The organism is Arthrobacter sp. EPSL27 (genome assembly GCF_001512305.1).
In the GTDB taxonomy this organism is placed as follows: domain Bacteria; phylum Actinomycetota; class Actinomycetes; order Actinomycetales; family Micrococcaceae; genus Arthrobacter.
In genome coordinates, this window is record NZ_LNUT01000005.1 from 1,280,872 (window position 1) to 1,294,567 (window position 13,696).

Genomic DNA, 13,696 nt, shown 5'->3' on the forward strand with positions numbered 1-13,696 from the left:
AGCGGGAGGGCCCGTGCCCGGCCGCGAACTGACCCTGCTGACCGAGGGCAGCATCGAGCCCCTGGGCCTCTTCCCGCGCAGCAGCAACCAGACGTTCCTGGTCCAGGTTTCCTGCGGGGAGGACGAGGGGTACGCGGTGTACAAGCCGGAGGCCGGCGAACGCCCGCTCTCCGATTTCGAGCCCGGGCTCTACAAACGCGAACGCGCCGCCTACCTGCTGAGCGAGGCGCTGGGCTGGGGGTTCGTCCCGCCGACGGTGCTCCGCGAGGACGCTCCGATGGGCCCGGGGTCGCTGCAGTGGTTCATCGCGTGCGACTTTCAGGAGCATTACTTCACCCTGTTTGAGGACGCCCCGGAGACCCACGCCGAGCTGGCCCGGATCGCCCTGTTCGACTTCGTCGCCAACAACACCGACCGCAAGAGCGGCCACGTGCTGCGCGGTGACGGCGGCCGGATCTGGGGCATCGACCACGGGCTGTGCTTCTCGGCGGCCTTCAAGCTCCGCACCGTGATCTGGGACTTCGCCGGCGAGCCCATCCCGGAAGACCTGCTGGCGGACATCGCCCCGCTCGCCGAAGCCGTCCCCGCTGAGCTGGCGGAACTGCTCGACGACGACGAAGTCACCGCCTTACAGCGCCGCGTGCAGCGGATGCTGGTTGCGGGAGCGCTGCCGGTTGACCGCACTGGCATGCGCTACCCGTGGCCGCTGGTTTAGGTGCCCGTTCCAACGAGAGTGGCCCCCTGGCGACGCCCGGCTGCTCCTGAACGCGCATTTATGGAGAGCCATCGACGTTGGTGTCTTTGTTACGGGGCAGAAATGAAATGGGCGCGTTTTCCATACCGGATGGCGGGCCTTAACCGCGCCCTGCAAGCTGAAGGTTGCCAGCGCACCCCGCCGGGGCGGGCTAAGGTAACGGCCGACTGGATTACCCGCGCAACCCAGTAGCTACACACCAACACGGCACACGCATAGACCTATGTCGTTTTACGCCCGACTATGGACAAATGGACGGACCTTCGGCGGCTTTCGGACGAATCAATTAGGACGCCCCTGCCGAAATTGATGGCCCGTTTCCGCTCACCTCTGGTGACTTGCCTGGATTCAGAGGAGTCAGGGCGGCGAATGCAGCTGTCAGCCCTGCCGGTCTGGGAAACACCGCAATTAAAGGTTGAGCTCCCAGTGCAGGAGCAGGTGAAAAGGTTTGACCTGGCGCAATGCCTACGGCGAAGTCGAACGAAGAGCTTTGATGCGTCGTCACGATTAATCGGACGAGTCGGAACCGAACTCAAGGCATGCTCACTTCCCGCGCATTCGATGAGGATCGTGTCCTCATCATGCTCCATAGGGGACGCGCTGCCATAGAGGAGTTCTCCGGCACCTTCGCTGCCGACCGGATGCCAGCGCCGGGAGTGGGCTCCCGGACATCTCTAATTTCGGCCTCAAAGGCAAATGTGGAAGCAGCCGACTGGGAAATGTGAGCGACCGCGAGTAGGAACCCAACTGAGCATCGCTTTCCAGCATACGAAGGCCTCCTGGGTGTCGACCGTCCTTGGACGGCTCCGCTCCACACCAGGAGGCCTTCGTCATGCCGGAAAAACGAGTTCTCGCACCACCTCAGCTAATGCTGTGCGGCCTCTGCAGCTCCTATCCTCGGCGGATCATCTTTTTGGAGTCCACCAACATCAGGGCTGCGGCGGCGGCGAGGGGCACTACTGACAATTGCCAGATGCCGGCTCCGGCCCAGTCAGCGACAGCGACCAAGCGGGCGAACAATAGCCCGGAGAACGCTGCTGCGACGTAGTAAGTCAGCATGAACAGACCCTGTCCTCGGCCCACATGCTCGGGCCGTACGCTGCGTTGCATGGCGGTGGAGCAGTTGGTAAAGAGAAAGCCGCTGGCAAGTGTTCCCATCAGGAAGGCCAAGATGTACTGGCCAAGGGCGTCCGTTACGACCACATACATCAGGAACGCAACCACAGAGGTTCCGGCAAATGATCCGACGAGCAGCCATTTCTGGCTGTATTTGTCGCCCATCCAACCGGCCAGCAGAGCCAGCATGGCTCCAATGCCGGACATAGAGACGGCCAGTGCAGCCTGCCCGGCATCGAAGCCGAGTTCTTCCCTGAGGAACGTCGGGTAAAGACCCAGGAAACCGTAGAAGACGATTCCGCTGGCAACGCATGCGATCCCGAAGCCGAGAGTGTTGCGGTTGTAGGGGCTGGCCGGCATGTAGCTGAAGTCCGATTGCTCGGACGCGGATCCCCCGCCGGCCTTCGTTTCCGACATCCGGCGAGAAACTGTCACCAGGATGAGCACCGCCATCAGGACGCCGAGTCCACCGAAGAGGAAGAACGGAGCCCGCCAGTTACCAAAAGCGGCGGCGAACGGCACACCCACCATGGGACCAAGGAAGATGCCGGCGCCGAAGGCAACCCCAATGAAACCGGCAGCAAAAGCCCGCCGATGGAAGAAGAACGACCCGACCAGGGCGTACAGCGCCGTTGCCTGCACCCCTTCGCCGACTCCAGAGATGATGCGGTATCCAGCCATGTCAAAGAATCCAGCCGCCAGAGGAACAGCCAAGGTCCCCAGGGAGTAGAGCAGGACACTGCCGACAATGACGGTTTTCCTGGCGAACCGGTCGACGACAAAGCCGGCGAGGAAGCCTGCGACGGCCAAACCGATGGTGAATCCGGTGGCCAGGAGCCCGGACTGCTCCAGCGTGAAGCCGAAGTCCTCCCGGATCTCCGGCAGGAGCGGATAGAAGACCTGCCGGTCCATGGCGTTGAGCATCCACGAAAGGCAGAGCACAGTGAAGCCCACGGCTATGGCCGCAGGCGCCAGCGGGCGTTGTGCGCTCTTAGTGTCCGGGGCCGGTGAGCCGGTCGCAAGGTCGGAAGGCATAGTTCTCCTTAAAGAGGGTGCGAATGGAATGGATAGACGGTGCGGAACTGCTGGGTTTTTACGGTTGCTGGCTGTGCGTCGTTGCGCTGCGGTAGTCCGTGTACATGTAGGGGTTGTCGAGGATCTTTGTTTCCGGAACATCCGGATTCATACCCTGTTCCCAGGCGTCCTTCCCGAGCATGGACTGCAGATGCTCCACGGTGGAGGCCATCTTCGCGCGCAGCGCGACCAGATCGACTCCAACAAGCCGATGATGGTTCTTCACTACCCGTCCGTTGACCAGGACCGTGTGAACATCGCCCCGGCCGGCCTGGAGAGCAACGTGGCCGTAGGGATTGATCAGAGGAAAGGATGTCGGCGAGAAGTCGTTCTTCAGGAGAACAAGGTCAGCTTTCTTTCCCGGTTCAATACTCCCGACGGCGTGATCCAGGCCCAGGGCGGCCGCCCCGCCTCGGGTCGCCCAGTCCACAACGTGCTCGGCGCGCAAGGCAGAGTGCGTGACGGTGTTGCCAGCTTCGTGTGCACGCATGTGCTCGTAGGAGCGGTCGGCGCCAAGCGTTGTGCGCATAGCCGTGAAGAGGTCACTGCTGAACCAGACGCTTGTGTCGATCGACAATGAGACCGGGATGTTGTGCTGTCTCAGCACCCAGGAGGGCGGATAACCCTGTCCGCAGCTTTGCTCGCTTTCGGTGGACAGCGACACAGATCCTCCTGTTGCTGCGATCCGCTGGTAGGAGTCATCGCTCAGGGTCGCGGCGTGGACGTAGACGTTATCCGGAGCCATGAAGCCGTGCTCGTACATAAGGCGGATGCCGTCGTCGTTGCTGGCTCCCCAGACGCCTGCATGCGTAGTCACGGACAGGCCCAGCTCCCTCGCTGCCTCGAAGGCGGCCTTTTCGGGAAAGGCTGGGTCACCCGTGACATCGAAGGCCAGTTGGAACTTCAGCATGTCGCTTCGCCGGTTGCGACGGTTGACGAAATCCTTGAAGTCTGCGGAGGTGGACCATTCCCAGGGTCCGGCGAAAATGTTCCCCGGGGCGAAAACGAAGCGCCCGCCGGAGCTCTCGAGGGCGTCAAGGGCGGCTTCGGCATGGTCAAGGGTGCTCAGGCCGTGAGACCAGTCCACACTAGTGGTCACACCTGCGTCGAGAGCGTCCCAGGCCGAGAGAAGATTGCCCGTTGCAATGTCCTCGGGCCGGAAAGATCGGCCATGTTCAAGGTAATACCAAACAAAATATTGAGTCAGCGTCCAGTCGGCGCCATATCCGCGCATGGCCGTTTGCCACATGTGCCGATGTGTGTCGACCATGCCGGGCATGATGATACCGCCGCCCGCGTCGATTTCGAAGGTCCCTTCGGGAACCTCTAGGCGCTCGCCGAGTCCTGCGATGTCCTCACCGATGACGAGCACGTCGGCGCCGTTGAGGACCTTTCTGGAGCCGTCCATCGTCAACACGGTGCCGTTGCGGAAGACGATTGGCTGTCCCGGAGCCGGGAGAGCAGTAGGTGTATTCATGTCACTCCTTTGTGCCATTACCCGCGTTCGTGCGGGTGGGAATTGTTGGGAGGGGGCTAGTGCCGTCCGCGTCGTAACAGCGCCACGAACGGCAGGGCCGACACCAGCGCAAGAATGGGTATGGCCAGGGCATGGATCCATGAAGGCTCCAGCCATGGCGTCAGTGGCGGCCAGCTTGAAGCAAGGATCCTGTCGAGCGAATACTGACCGGAGCCGCCGATGCCTATGGTCGCCGCCGCCGCGGCGAGGACGTAGGGGTATTCACCTCCTCCGGCCGAGTTCCAAAACCGGCCGGAGTTCAGGTGCATAGTGAGGCCGGCTACCAGCATGGTGCCTGCGCCGATGAGTGCGGCCAACGGAGTGGCCAGGCCGCCGGCCAGCAGCGCTGCGGCAAGCAACTCCAAGGTGCCGGCCATCGCGACCATCGGAATGCCCGGCTTGAGTCCACGGGATTCGAAAAGCGTGGCCTGGCGCCGCAGCCCGTTGCCGCCGAACCAGCCGAACAACTTCTGCGCCGCGTGGGCAAACAGTATGGCGCCGAGAATGAAACGGAATATGAGCACGGCCGTGTCCAGCATCGTTATCTTCCTTCCTGTTCGGGTGGCTCGTTTGGCGGCGTGGATTAGAGGGCTACGGAGGGGTAATCCTTATGGGTCCACGGCTCCAGCCGCCGGGCCCATTCGCGCTGGTAGGACAAAGGCCCCTGCTCGCGGGCCCAGTCCTCATCAAACAAGCCGATGAAGAGCGTGAGATAGAGAAAGAAGTGGGCCCCGTAGGCGAAGAGCCACTCGTAGTCGTAGGTTTCCAGGGCATGGCGCTCTTCGGCGGTGAAGGAGAGCCATGTCGTCTTCTCGGCGCTGTTGAGCCAAGTGCCGCATTCCTTCTCCCAGGCGTCAATGGTGCCGGCCGGATCGTCCTTGTACCTGGCTACCCATTCAGGGTCCCGGTCGATGGAGTAGAGGAACTTGTTGACGTAGTACTTGCTCATGCCGACACACCATCCTTGGCGGCGTAGACCGGACCGAGGCTGGCACCGGAGGACTCGGCCGCGCTCGCGGCAGCTGCCGCCAGCGCTTCAGTTTTGTTGGGGTACCAGGTCATGAACATCTCCCGGGTGTGGAAGAGATCCAGCTGGTCGACGTAGTCAGCCTCCCTGGGGCCGGCGATGCCCATCATGAGAATCAGGTCCATGAACCCGTGTGTGGCGTTGCCGGCCGAGGCCATTGATTCGTGGGTGACGTTCTCGAGGACCGAGTCGATGTTGCCAGTGGAGAGCCATTCGATGGCCCGGGCGTCGAACTCCGGATCAGGGCCATGGTCACCGAACATCCTAGGGCCGCCGAGTTCGAGCGACAGGTGGCCAGTGCCAATGGCCGCGATCTTTTTGTCGGAAGGGTAGGCATCGATGATCCCGCGAATGGCCCTGCCAAGGTCCCAGAAGCGCTTCGGAGACGGCATCGGGGGAGCGAAGATGTTCGTGTAAATCGGCACGATGGGCAGGTCCGCGTCGGGTCGTACCGTGATGATTGGGCAGATGATGGAGTGATCGATTTTGAGTTCGTGGCTGAAGGAGAAATCGAAGCCGGCGTCCAGCAGTCCCTGGTGCATGTAGTTCGACAGTTCCATGTCTCCGTCGAGCACGTACTTCGGAATGCCGAACTCGCGTTCCTCGTTGTAGAAGGTCGCGTCGTATTTTTCCTGCTTCCCGATGAGAAAGGTCGGGTAGTTGTCCAGGAAGAACTGGTGGAAGTGGTCTGCGCCGACCATAATCAGCACATCGGGCCGGGCCGCGGTGAGCGTCTCGCGGTAGGCCTCGACTTTTCGTTGCCATTCGTCGGCGTGAGGCATCCGCTGCTCGGAATGGTCGGTTGTTGCTTTGAGGTAGAACGGATGATGAGTGCTGGCCAGCACGGCCGTCAGATCAGCCATGGTCTTCTCTCCTTGTCGGTGCTCAGGCAGGCTGGGTGTCGGGGGAAACGTAGACGGCGTTGCGGTCCACCGTCATGTAGATGTCGTTTGCGATGGGGTTGCGCCGTTCCTCGGCGATTTGTCCCAGCAGCCCGGCAGCACGGGCAAGAAGCGCGAATCCGCGAAGCAATTCCGGCGGCAGGCCGAGATCCGCGAGGGCTGCGCCGCACACGCCGGCACCGTTGAGCGGAAGACGGCGCCCCAGGGCGGCCTCGCTCATCCGGCCGATGGCTTCAAACAGACGCAGGTGCGGTCCGCGGAGGCCTTCTTCTGTAGCGATGCCAATCAGGACCGGGGTTCTGGGATCCCCGTTCTTGTGGTTCGGGTGGCCGAGACCCGGTACGAACTTACCCGCCGCCCGCTGCGCCCGAATGGCTTCCAAGGCCATCTGGTCCCAGCCACCGTCGGTGTCCGGGAGGTCGCCGGGATGTCCTGCGAGGGTCCAGGCGAGAAATTGGGCGCAATCCTCGGTCACGCCCAGGAAGCGGGAGCCGCCGCCAAGCAGGCCTGCGGCCATTGCCCCCTGGATTGAATCCGGGGCGCTGAGGTAGGTGAGGCGGGCGGCGATGGCGGTGGGGGTGAACCCATGGTCCGCGAGGGCGACGAGCACCGACTCGAAGACGCGCAGTTCGCCGGGGCTGGGCTGGCGCATGGCGACAAGCCAGAATGCCAGTTCTCCAAAGCTGACCTTGCCCATCAGGTCCTGGGCCAGGTCCTGGCCCAGGAGCCGGATTTCGGTGGCGGTCGAGGTTCCCAGCGAAGTTGGAAACTGCGTGTTGTCGGGGCTTGCTGAGGCGGTCATGCGTGTTCCTTATTCATCTGGGTTCCGCCGTTCACAGCGCTAGCGAGCCATGCACGCACTTCGTCGCTGTGTTCGCCCAGGGCGGGCGGGGCAAGGTCGTATCGCGGTGGTGTTGCCGAGAAATTGATTGGATTGCGAACCCCGGGCACTGATGCCGATGCCGGTCCAACTTGGACCACCGGGTTGAGGCCGAGCTTGCGGGCGTATTCGACGCCCTGTCCGATTGAGTTGATGGGGCCGTTCGGGACACCCGCCTCGTTCAGCTTTTCGAACCAGTAGCTAGCCGGACGTGTTTTGAGGCGTTCGACCAGAAGGGGACGCAGTTCCTCTCTCAGCGCTGTTCTGCCGGCGTTCTCGGCAAACCGGGGATCCTCGGCTACCTGCGGTATGCCCAGTACGGCGCAGAGTTTGCGGAACTGGGTGTTGTTGCCAGCTGTGATGATCAGCTCGTCGTCAGCGGTGGGCAGCGGTTCGTACGGGAAGAGACTCGGGTGCGCATTGCCCATCCGGTGCGGGGTCACGCCACCGGCCACGTATGCCGAGGTTTGGTTGACCAGCCCACTCATGGCGGAGGCCATGAGGGAGGTCTCGATGCTCTGGCCTTCGCCGGTGCTGTCTCGGTGCCTCAGGGCCGCGAGGATGCCGATGACTGAATGCAGTCCGGCCATCACGTCGAAGACACTGATCCCAGCACGGTATGCGGGTCCGCCCGGATCACCCGTCAGGCTCATCAGGCCGGACATGGCCTGAACGATCAGATCATAGCCGGGTAGCGATGCCCCCTCGGCCGTTCCGAAGCCACTGATGGAGCAGTAGACCACCGTAGCGTTTCGCTCCCGCACCGAGTCGTAGTCCAGCCCGAAGCGCTTGAGCCCGCCTGGTTTGAAGTTTTCGATGACGACGTCGGCACGGGCGGTCAGCGCTTGGGCGGCGGCCAGGTCATCCTCGTCCTTGAAGTCGAGCACGATGGATTTTTTGTTGCGGTTGATGGCCGCGTAGTAGGTCGAGACGCCGTCGGCGCGGACCGGCGGAACCCAGGAGCGCGTGTCATCTCCGGCCGGGCTTTCAACTTTGATGACTTCCGCACCCAGGTCGGCAAGCAGCATCGTTGCGTAGGGGCCGGCCAGAATCCGGGAGAAGTCTGCGACGATGACCCCGTCGAGCGGACGAGCGGGAGGCGATGCGCCGGGATCTGCTGGGGGGCTTATCACGGTGGGTCCTTTCGGCTGGCGGGTAAATCGATATGTCCGCTAGGCGGACACTTGTCCGCCGCTTGGGAATGTTTATAGAATGGCCGCAAGAAGAAAACGTGTCAAGCATCACAGCTGGGCGTGGATCGAGAGGACAACATGTCACAGCGCGGCCAAGGGCCCGATTTCATTGAGGCGCTGGCTCGAGGGCTCGACGTTCTACGCTGCTTCTCAGCGGAACTGCCGCAAATGACCCTGACGCAGGTGGCGCAGGCTGCCGGCCTGGCGCGGCCAACCGCGCGCCGGATCTTGCTGACACTCGAGGAGATCGGCTACGTGCGGGCGAGCGACGGCGTACACGCGCTGACACCCAAGGTACTGGAGCTCGGCATGGCATATGTCGGGTCCCTTGGGTTGTGGGATATGGCGCGGCCGCACCTGGAGCGGCTCGTGCAGCAGACGGGGGAATCATCCTCCATGGCGCAGCTCGACGGCTCAGACATCGTCTACGTTGCCCGTGTCGCCGTCCCGAAGCTCATCACGCTAAATGTCGACATCGGGACCCGCTTTCCGGCCATGGTGACATCACAGGGCAAGGTCCTGCTGGCGGCGCTTCCACCTGAGGTTGCTCTGCACGTACTAAAAGAACCGTCGCGGTCCGGACTGCCGGAGAGGAAAAAGATTCCCGACAGCCGGGTTCTGGAAATCCTCGCCGAAGTGCGGGAACAGGGCTGGGCTCTGGCAGACGAGGAGCTGGCACCCGGCGTACGCTCCGTCTCAGTTGGAGTGACTGACCTGGCAGGCACAGTGCGCGCCTCCATGAACGTGACCGTCAACGCACAGGAAACCAGCATCGACAAGCTGGTCAAAGAGCATCTTCCCCAGCTGCGGGCCGCCGCGGAAGCGACCAGCGAGGACTGGTCCCGCTGGCAGTCCCGTCCAGTGAAAGTTGAGCACGGGCAGTAGCCTGCTGGGCCGGCGTCTCGACCTGCCGGCCCCGTCCTCGTGCCTGAAATAGGCGTCAGGCGTCGCCTTGCGTCTGGCCTGAGCCACCCGCTCCGGTTTCGAAGGGCACACCGGCTGCCGGCGGCTCGCCCGCTGCACGTCGGTCCCACTCTCGCGCGCCGACCACGGACTGAGCGCCGCCGGATCCGGCTTCGGCCGGTGACGGCCCCGGCCCTGTGCCGGTCGTTGTTGCAGCACCGGTAGCGACTCGCTGCTCCCCCGTCATTGCCGGGTCGTTGTAAACCTGCTCGACGGGCGCCTCACCGCTCTTGGCTTGTTCCGGATGCGCGTGGTCCCCTTCCGCCCTGGTGCCCGCCTCCGCGACGTTGACCGCTTCCAGCACGTCGGCCGCGCTGCGGGAGCTTACGGTCTGGGCTTCGAAGCCGGACGAGGCGCGTTGGTCTGGCGACGCAACGTCTGGTTTCATCTCCGCGGGAGGCTCTACCGGTGATTCTGAGTCGCTGCGGTCTGTCATGATCCTTCCCCTCCGAGTCGAATGCATGCGTCTGCTCCGGCGCAACTCAAGTGTAGACAGAGCCGGGCACTCCAACAGGGCCGCATGTATCGCTGTGTCCTCCGCGGCACGGCACGGGCCACCTGGACCACCGGTATGACTCCTACAGAGCCCTGCGCCCAACACGGCCAGCGCACTGGTCCAGGTTGTTACCCGCCGTTTCCGGCCCGCACCGTGCACTCCAAGTGCAGGAGCACAATTGGGCGCCCGTCAGAGGCTTCACTAGCCGAAGATTCCATCACACCTCCGCGGCGAGAGCCGCGAACTGCACCTCGTACAACCGCGGGGTGTCCTGCAGCACCATGCCCATCCGGGAGCGCAGCTCGTGCCGGGACATCAGCGCCTCAGCGTTGAACGGGGTCGCCGGCTCCCAACAGCCGGGCGATCGCGGCACGGTCGGGCGCCGCTTCCCAGTCGCCCGGCGCGGTGCATGCGACTGCGCCGCAGGCAGCGGCGGTGCGGAGACGCCCGCTGAGCGGCGCGCCGGCGAGGAGTTCGGCCAGGTAGCCAGCAACGAATGCATCCCCGGCGCCGACCGTGTCGACGGCGTGTACGGGGAACGCGGGCTGTTCCGCGGCGCAGCCATCGGCAAAAGCGTACGCACCCTCGGCTCCGAGCTTCACAACCGCCTGCGTTGGGCCCAGCTCGATGATTGCCGCTGCCTGCGCTTCCGGCTCGCGTTCGCCGGTGAGTAGTTCCGCCTCATTATCGCCTGCGAAGACGACGTCGGCCCGGGCCGCAATTTCGCGGTACGCGGAGGCTGCCGCTGCCTGGTCCCAGAGCCGCGAGCGGTGGTTCACGTCGAACGACACGATGGTGCCGCCGTCGACCGCGGCGTCGATCGCGGCGTCCAGCGCAGCGCGAGGACCTGCACCCAGCGCGGCCGTGATGCCGGTGACGTGCAGGATACGAGCCTCCCGGATGCGGGCGAAGTCGAGGTGCTCGGGCCCCAGCCGGGAGCCTGCGCTGCCCGCACGGTAGTACGAAACAGCGCTGGAACCTTCCGCCGGGCGCTCCTTCAGCATGAGGGCGGTGGGTGCCGTCGGATCGTGGGTCGCCGCGGAGGTGACGCCCTCGGCGCGCAGTTCCCGCTCGATGAGGCGGCCAAGCGCGTCGTCGCCCAGCCGGCCCATCCACGTCACTGGGACGCCCAGGCGTGCGAGGCCGATTGCAACATTGCTCTCCGCTCCGCCAAAACCCAGATCCATCGTCGGCACGAGCTCAAGCCGCCCGATCCGGGAGGCCACAAGCAACCCCAAAGATTCACCGAGTGTGACAACGCTCATCGCTTGGCCCCCAGGTCGGTCTCGGCCTGAAGCGCGACTGCTTCCCGTGCAGCCTGGGCGACGGCCTCGGCCCCCGCTGAGATGCGGGCGGGTGCAGCAATCCACGAGCCGCTGGCCGCGAACACAGCTGGGTGCGCCAGATATTCGCCCAGATTCGCGGCGCTTACCCCTCCGCTGGGCATGAAGCTCACACCGGGGAAGACCGGTGCCAGCGCGTTGAGCAGTGCGAGCCCGCCCGCGACGCCGACGGGGAAGAGCTTGAGTTGGTCAAGGCCGAGGCGGATGCCGCGTTGGATATCGCTCGGCGTCATCACCCCCGGCAGCACCGGAACGCCCGCGGCCAGGGCGGCTTCGACAATCTCCTCGTCAAGGCCAGGCGCGACGACGAACGCGGCACCGGCGTCGAGCGCGCGCTGCAGCTGCTCGCGGTCAAGCACAGTTCCGGCTCCGACAAGCACGTCGCCGCGTGCGGCAATGCGCTCGATCGCGGCCATTCCAAACTGGTTACGCAACGCCACCTCGAGCACCGGCAGGCCACCGGCGACAAGGCCGTCGGCGAGCACATCGGCAGCCCGGGCGTCGTCGATGGTCGCTAGCGGGACAACCCCGCTCAACTCGAGCGTCATCGTGCCATCCATCCGCCGTCAACCGGCAGGGTAACGCCCGTGACATAGGCGGCCGACGGGCTCGCAAGGAACACCGTTGCGCCCTTGAGGTCCTCGGCGCTACCCCACCGGCCTGTCGGGATGCGGTCGAGAATGGCCTGCGAGCGCTCCTCGTCCGCGCGCAGCGCCGCGGTGTTGTCGGTGGCAATGTAGCCGGGGGCGATCGCGTTCACCGTGACACCGCGTGCTGACCACTCGTTACTCAAGGCCTTCACGAGACCGGCAATGCCCGACTTCGCTGCGGTGTACCCCGGCACGTTGATGCCGCCCTGGAAGCTGAGAAGGCTTGCCGTGAATACGATGCGGCCGTAGCCGCGCTCAAGCATGCCGGCTGCAACGGCCTGCGTGAGTACGAACTGGTTGCGCAGGTTCACATCCAGCACTTCATCCCACCACTCAAGGGGATGCTCGGCGGCCGGCGATCGGCGGATGGTCCCTGCGTTGTTCACCAGGATGTCGGCGCGATCCCGTACTGCCGCGCCGAAAGCGGTGATGGCATCGCGGTCACGGAAGTCAACAGCGTGGCCTTCGAAGGATCGTCCCAGCTCGCGCACGCGGGCCCCGATTGCGCCACCGTCCGCCTCCTGACTGGCCGACACTGCGATGATGTCAGCCCCCGCCTGCGCGAGTCCCTCCGCCATCGCGAAGCCGATGCCGCGGCGGGCGCCGGTGACGACGGCGGTGGTGCCTGTGAGATCGAATGAGACCGTCATGCCCTGGCCCCCTGAACGTCTACGAGAATCTTCATTGCGGACGCTGAGAGCAGCGCATCGAACGCTTCCGCAGTGCTATCGAGGGGCACGATGCGGGTGATCAGGGCGTCTGCCGGAACGGTTCCGGAGGCGAGAAGCGCGATGGCGCGCTCGAAATCCTCGCGCTCGTAAACACGGGCCCCAAGCACCTCCAGCTCGCGCCAGAAGATGCGATGGAGATCCACGGGCACCGGCTCGGGGTGGATCGCGACGAATACCACGCGGCCGCGGGTGCGGGCGTGCCGGGTGGCGTCGAGCGCGGTCCCGCGAGTGCCGGCGACTTCAAAGACGACGTCGGCTCCGGCGCCGCCGGTGTGCTCTTCGACGAGGGCGGCGAGGTCGCCCTCGACGGGATCCACGACGATCGCGCCCTGTTTTGCGGCGAATGCGCGGCGGTCGCCGTCGGGCTCCGCCAGGATGACCTCGGCGCCTGCAGCGCGGGCCACGATCGCGATGAGCTGGCCGATAGGCCCGCCGCCAATGACGACGGCGGTCTCGCCTTGAACGAGCCGCGAGCGCCGCACATCGTGCACTGCGACGGCCAGCGGCTCGACGAGTGCGGCGTGTTCGAGCGAGACGCCGTCAGGCAGCGGAACCACGAGGGAAGCCGGCACAGTCCACTGCTCCTGAAGGGCGCCGGGCGAGTCGATGCCCACGAAGTCGAGGTGCTGGCAGATGTGCTGATGGCCGGCAAGGCAGGAAGCGCACTTTCCGCACCAGCGCAGCGGCATGACCGTGACCGGCTGCTCCAGCTTGAGCGTGTCCACGTCCGGACCGACCGCACTGATGACCCCGCTCATCTCGTGGCCGATCACCGCCGGCATGGCCACCCGGGCATCCATATGACCCTGCACAATATGCAGGTCCGTGCCGCAAATTCCGTTGTACGCGACCCGGATCGTCACTTCGCCGGCCGCAGGGGGCCTGGCCTCAACGCCGGCCACCTCGATCTTTTGACCGCCGATGTATCTAGCTGCTCGCACTTGCGTCTCCTTCGTCGCGCCGAAAAAAATGATTATGGAACTATGTTCCACTTAAAGTTCCATCTGGTGCAACTAAGTTCTATTTGGTTATAGTAGTCTTCGATCACCCC

13 protein-coding genes are annotated in these 13,696 nt (G+C 64.4%); 2 read left to right on the forward strand and 11 right to left on the reverse strand.

Annotation, left to right across the window (positions count from 1 at the left end; genetic code table 11):
- Positions 1-13 precede the first annotated feature (13 nt).
- Entirely contained in the window at positions 14-715 is a 702-nt protein-coding gene (locus tag AR539_RS16880) for an SCO1664 family protein (protein ID WP_066439445.1), read from the forward strand.
- Positions 716-1,645: 930 nt separating this feature from the next.
- Here the strand turns inward: AR539_RS16880 and AR539_RS16885 are convergent.
- Genes AR539_RS16885 through AR539_RS16915 form a run of 7 tightly spaced genes read right to left on the reverse strand, consistent with a single transcriptional unit; the run spans position 1,646 to position 8,402 of the window.
- Complete coding sequence (locus AR539_RS16885; protein ID WP_331457496.1) at positions 1,646-3,046, reverse strand: MFS transporter; 1,401 nt, start codon at positions 3,044-3,046, stop codon at positions 1,646-1,648.
- Complete coding sequence (locus AR539_RS16890) at positions 2,964-4,421, reverse strand: amidohydrolase family protein (protein ID WP_066439448.1); 1,458 nt, start codon at positions 4,419-4,421, stop codon at positions 2,964-2,966. Before AR539_RS16890 ends, AR539_RS16885 begins: the two co-directional genes overlap by 83 nt.
- 56 nt (positions 4,422-4,477) lie before the next feature.
- The gene (locus AR539_RS16895; RefSeq protein ID WP_066439450.1) at positions 4,478-4,999 is read right to left on the reverse strand and encodes a DoxX family protein; all 522 of its coding nucleotides are present in this window, start codon (positions 4,997-4,999) and stop codon (positions 4,478-4,480) included.
- Between the two features lie 44 nt (positions 5,000-5,043).
- Complete coding sequence (locus AR539_RS16900; protein WP_066439452.1) at positions 5,044-5,409, reverse strand: hypothetical protein; 366 nt, start codon at positions 5,407-5,409, stop codon at positions 5,044-5,046.
- The gene (locus tag AR539_RS16905; RefSeq protein WP_082699418.1) at positions 5,406-6,350 is read right to left on the reverse strand and encodes an extradiol ring-cleavage dioxygenase; all 945 of its coding nucleotides are present in this window, start codon (positions 6,348-6,350) and stop codon (positions 5,406-5,408) included. The genes AR539_RS16900 and AR539_RS16905 overlap by 4 nt, the downstream gene beginning before the upstream one ends.
- 22 nt (positions 6,351-6,372) lie before the next feature.
- Positions 6,373-7,191, reverse strand: a complete 819-nt coding sequence (locus AR539_RS16910; protein WP_066439455.1) for a citryl-CoA lyase — start codon at positions 7,189-7,191, stop codon at positions 6,373-6,375.
- On the reverse strand, positions 7,188-8,402 hold the full coding sequence (locus tag AR539_RS16915; RefSeq protein ID WP_231728644.1) for a CaiB/BaiF CoA transferase family protein: 1,215 nt from the start codon (positions 8,400-8,402) through the stop codon (positions 7,188-7,190). The genes AR539_RS16910 and AR539_RS16915 overlap by 4 nt, the downstream gene beginning before the upstream one ends.
- A gap of 138 nt (positions 8,403-8,540) precedes the next feature.
- Here AR539_RS16915 and AR539_RS16920 point away from each other — a divergent pair, with 138 nt between their 5' ends.
- Positions 8,541-9,347, forward strand: coding sequence for an IclR family transcriptional regulator domain-containing protein (locus AR539_RS16920; protein ID WP_066440129.1), 807 nt, complete (start codon positions 8,541-8,543; stop codon positions 9,345-9,347).
- Between the two features lie 897 nt (positions 9,348-10,244).
- On the opposite strand, the gene AR539_RS16925 is transcribed toward AR539_RS16920, so the two are convergent.
- Genes AR539_RS16925 through AR539_RS16940 form a run of 4 tightly spaced genes read right to left on the reverse strand, consistent with a single transcriptional unit; the run spans position 10,245 to position 13,586 of the window.
- Entirely contained in the window at positions 10,245-11,186 is a 942-nt protein-coding gene (locus AR539_RS16925) for a sugar kinase (RefSeq protein ID WP_066439457.1), read from the reverse strand.
- Complete coding sequence (locus AR539_RS16930; protein WP_066439459.1) at positions 11,183-11,812, reverse strand: bifunctional 4-hydroxy-2-oxoglutarate aldolase/2-dehydro-3-deoxy-phosphogluconate aldolase; 630 nt, start codon at positions 11,810-11,812, stop codon at positions 11,183-11,185. The genes AR539_RS16925 and AR539_RS16930 overlap by 4 nt, the downstream gene beginning before the upstream one ends.
- Positions 11,809-12,564, reverse strand: coding sequence for an SDR family oxidoreductase (locus AR539_RS16935; protein WP_066439461.1), 756 nt, complete (start codon positions 12,562-12,564; stop codon positions 11,809-11,811). Before AR539_RS16935 ends, AR539_RS16930 begins: the two co-directional genes overlap by 4 nt.
- On the reverse strand, positions 12,561-13,586 hold the full coding sequence (locus tag AR539_RS16940; protein WP_066440130.1) for a zinc-dependent alcohol dehydrogenase: 1,026 nt from the start codon (positions 13,584-13,586) through the stop codon (positions 12,561-12,563). The genes AR539_RS16935 and AR539_RS16940 overlap by 4 nt, the downstream gene beginning before the upstream one ends.
- Positions 13,587-13,696: the final 110 nt, after the last annotated feature.

Bases quoted from the DNA above. Each gene is read 5' to 3' on its own strand.
- AR539_RS16935 (WP_066439461.1), bottom strand. From the start codon at position 12,564: ATGACGGTCTCATTCGATCTCACAGGCACCACCGCCGTCGTCACCGGC.
- AR539_RS16930 (WP_066439459.1), bottom strand. From the start codon at position 11,812: ATGACGCTCGAGTTGAGCGGGGTTGTCCCGCTAGCGACCATCGACGAC.
- AR539_RS16890 (WP_066439448.1), bottom strand. From the start codon at position 4,421: ATGAATACACCTACTGCTCTCCCGGCTCCGGGACAGCCAATCGTCTTC.
- AR539_RS16920 (WP_066440129.1), top strand. From the start codon at position 8,541: ATGTCACAGCGCGGCCAAGGGCCCGATTTCATTGAGGCGCTGGCTCGA.
- AR539_RS16900 (WP_066439452.1), bottom strand. From the start codon at position 5,409: ATGAGCAAGTACTACGTCAACAAGTTCCTCTACTCCATCGACCGGGAC.
- AR539_RS16895 (WP_066439450.1), bottom strand. From the start codon at position 4,999: ATGCTGGACACGGCCGTGCTCATATTCCGTTTCATTCTCGGCGCCATA.
- AR539_RS16910 (WP_066439455.1), bottom strand. From the start codon at position 7,191: ATGACCGCCTCAGCAAGCCCCGACAACACGCAGTTTCCAACTTCGCTG.
- AR539_RS16885 (WP_331457496.1), bottom strand. From the start codon at position 3,046: ATGTTCCGGAAACAAAGATCCTCGACAACCCCTACATGTACACGGACT.
- AR539_RS16905 (WP_082699418.1), bottom strand. From the start codon at position 6,350: ATGGCTGATCTGACGGCCGTGCTGGCCAGCACTCATCATCCGTTCTAC.
- AR539_RS16925 (WP_066439457.1), bottom strand. From the start codon at position 11,186: ATGAGCGTTGTCACACTCGGTGAATCTTTGGGGTTGCTTGTGGCCTCC.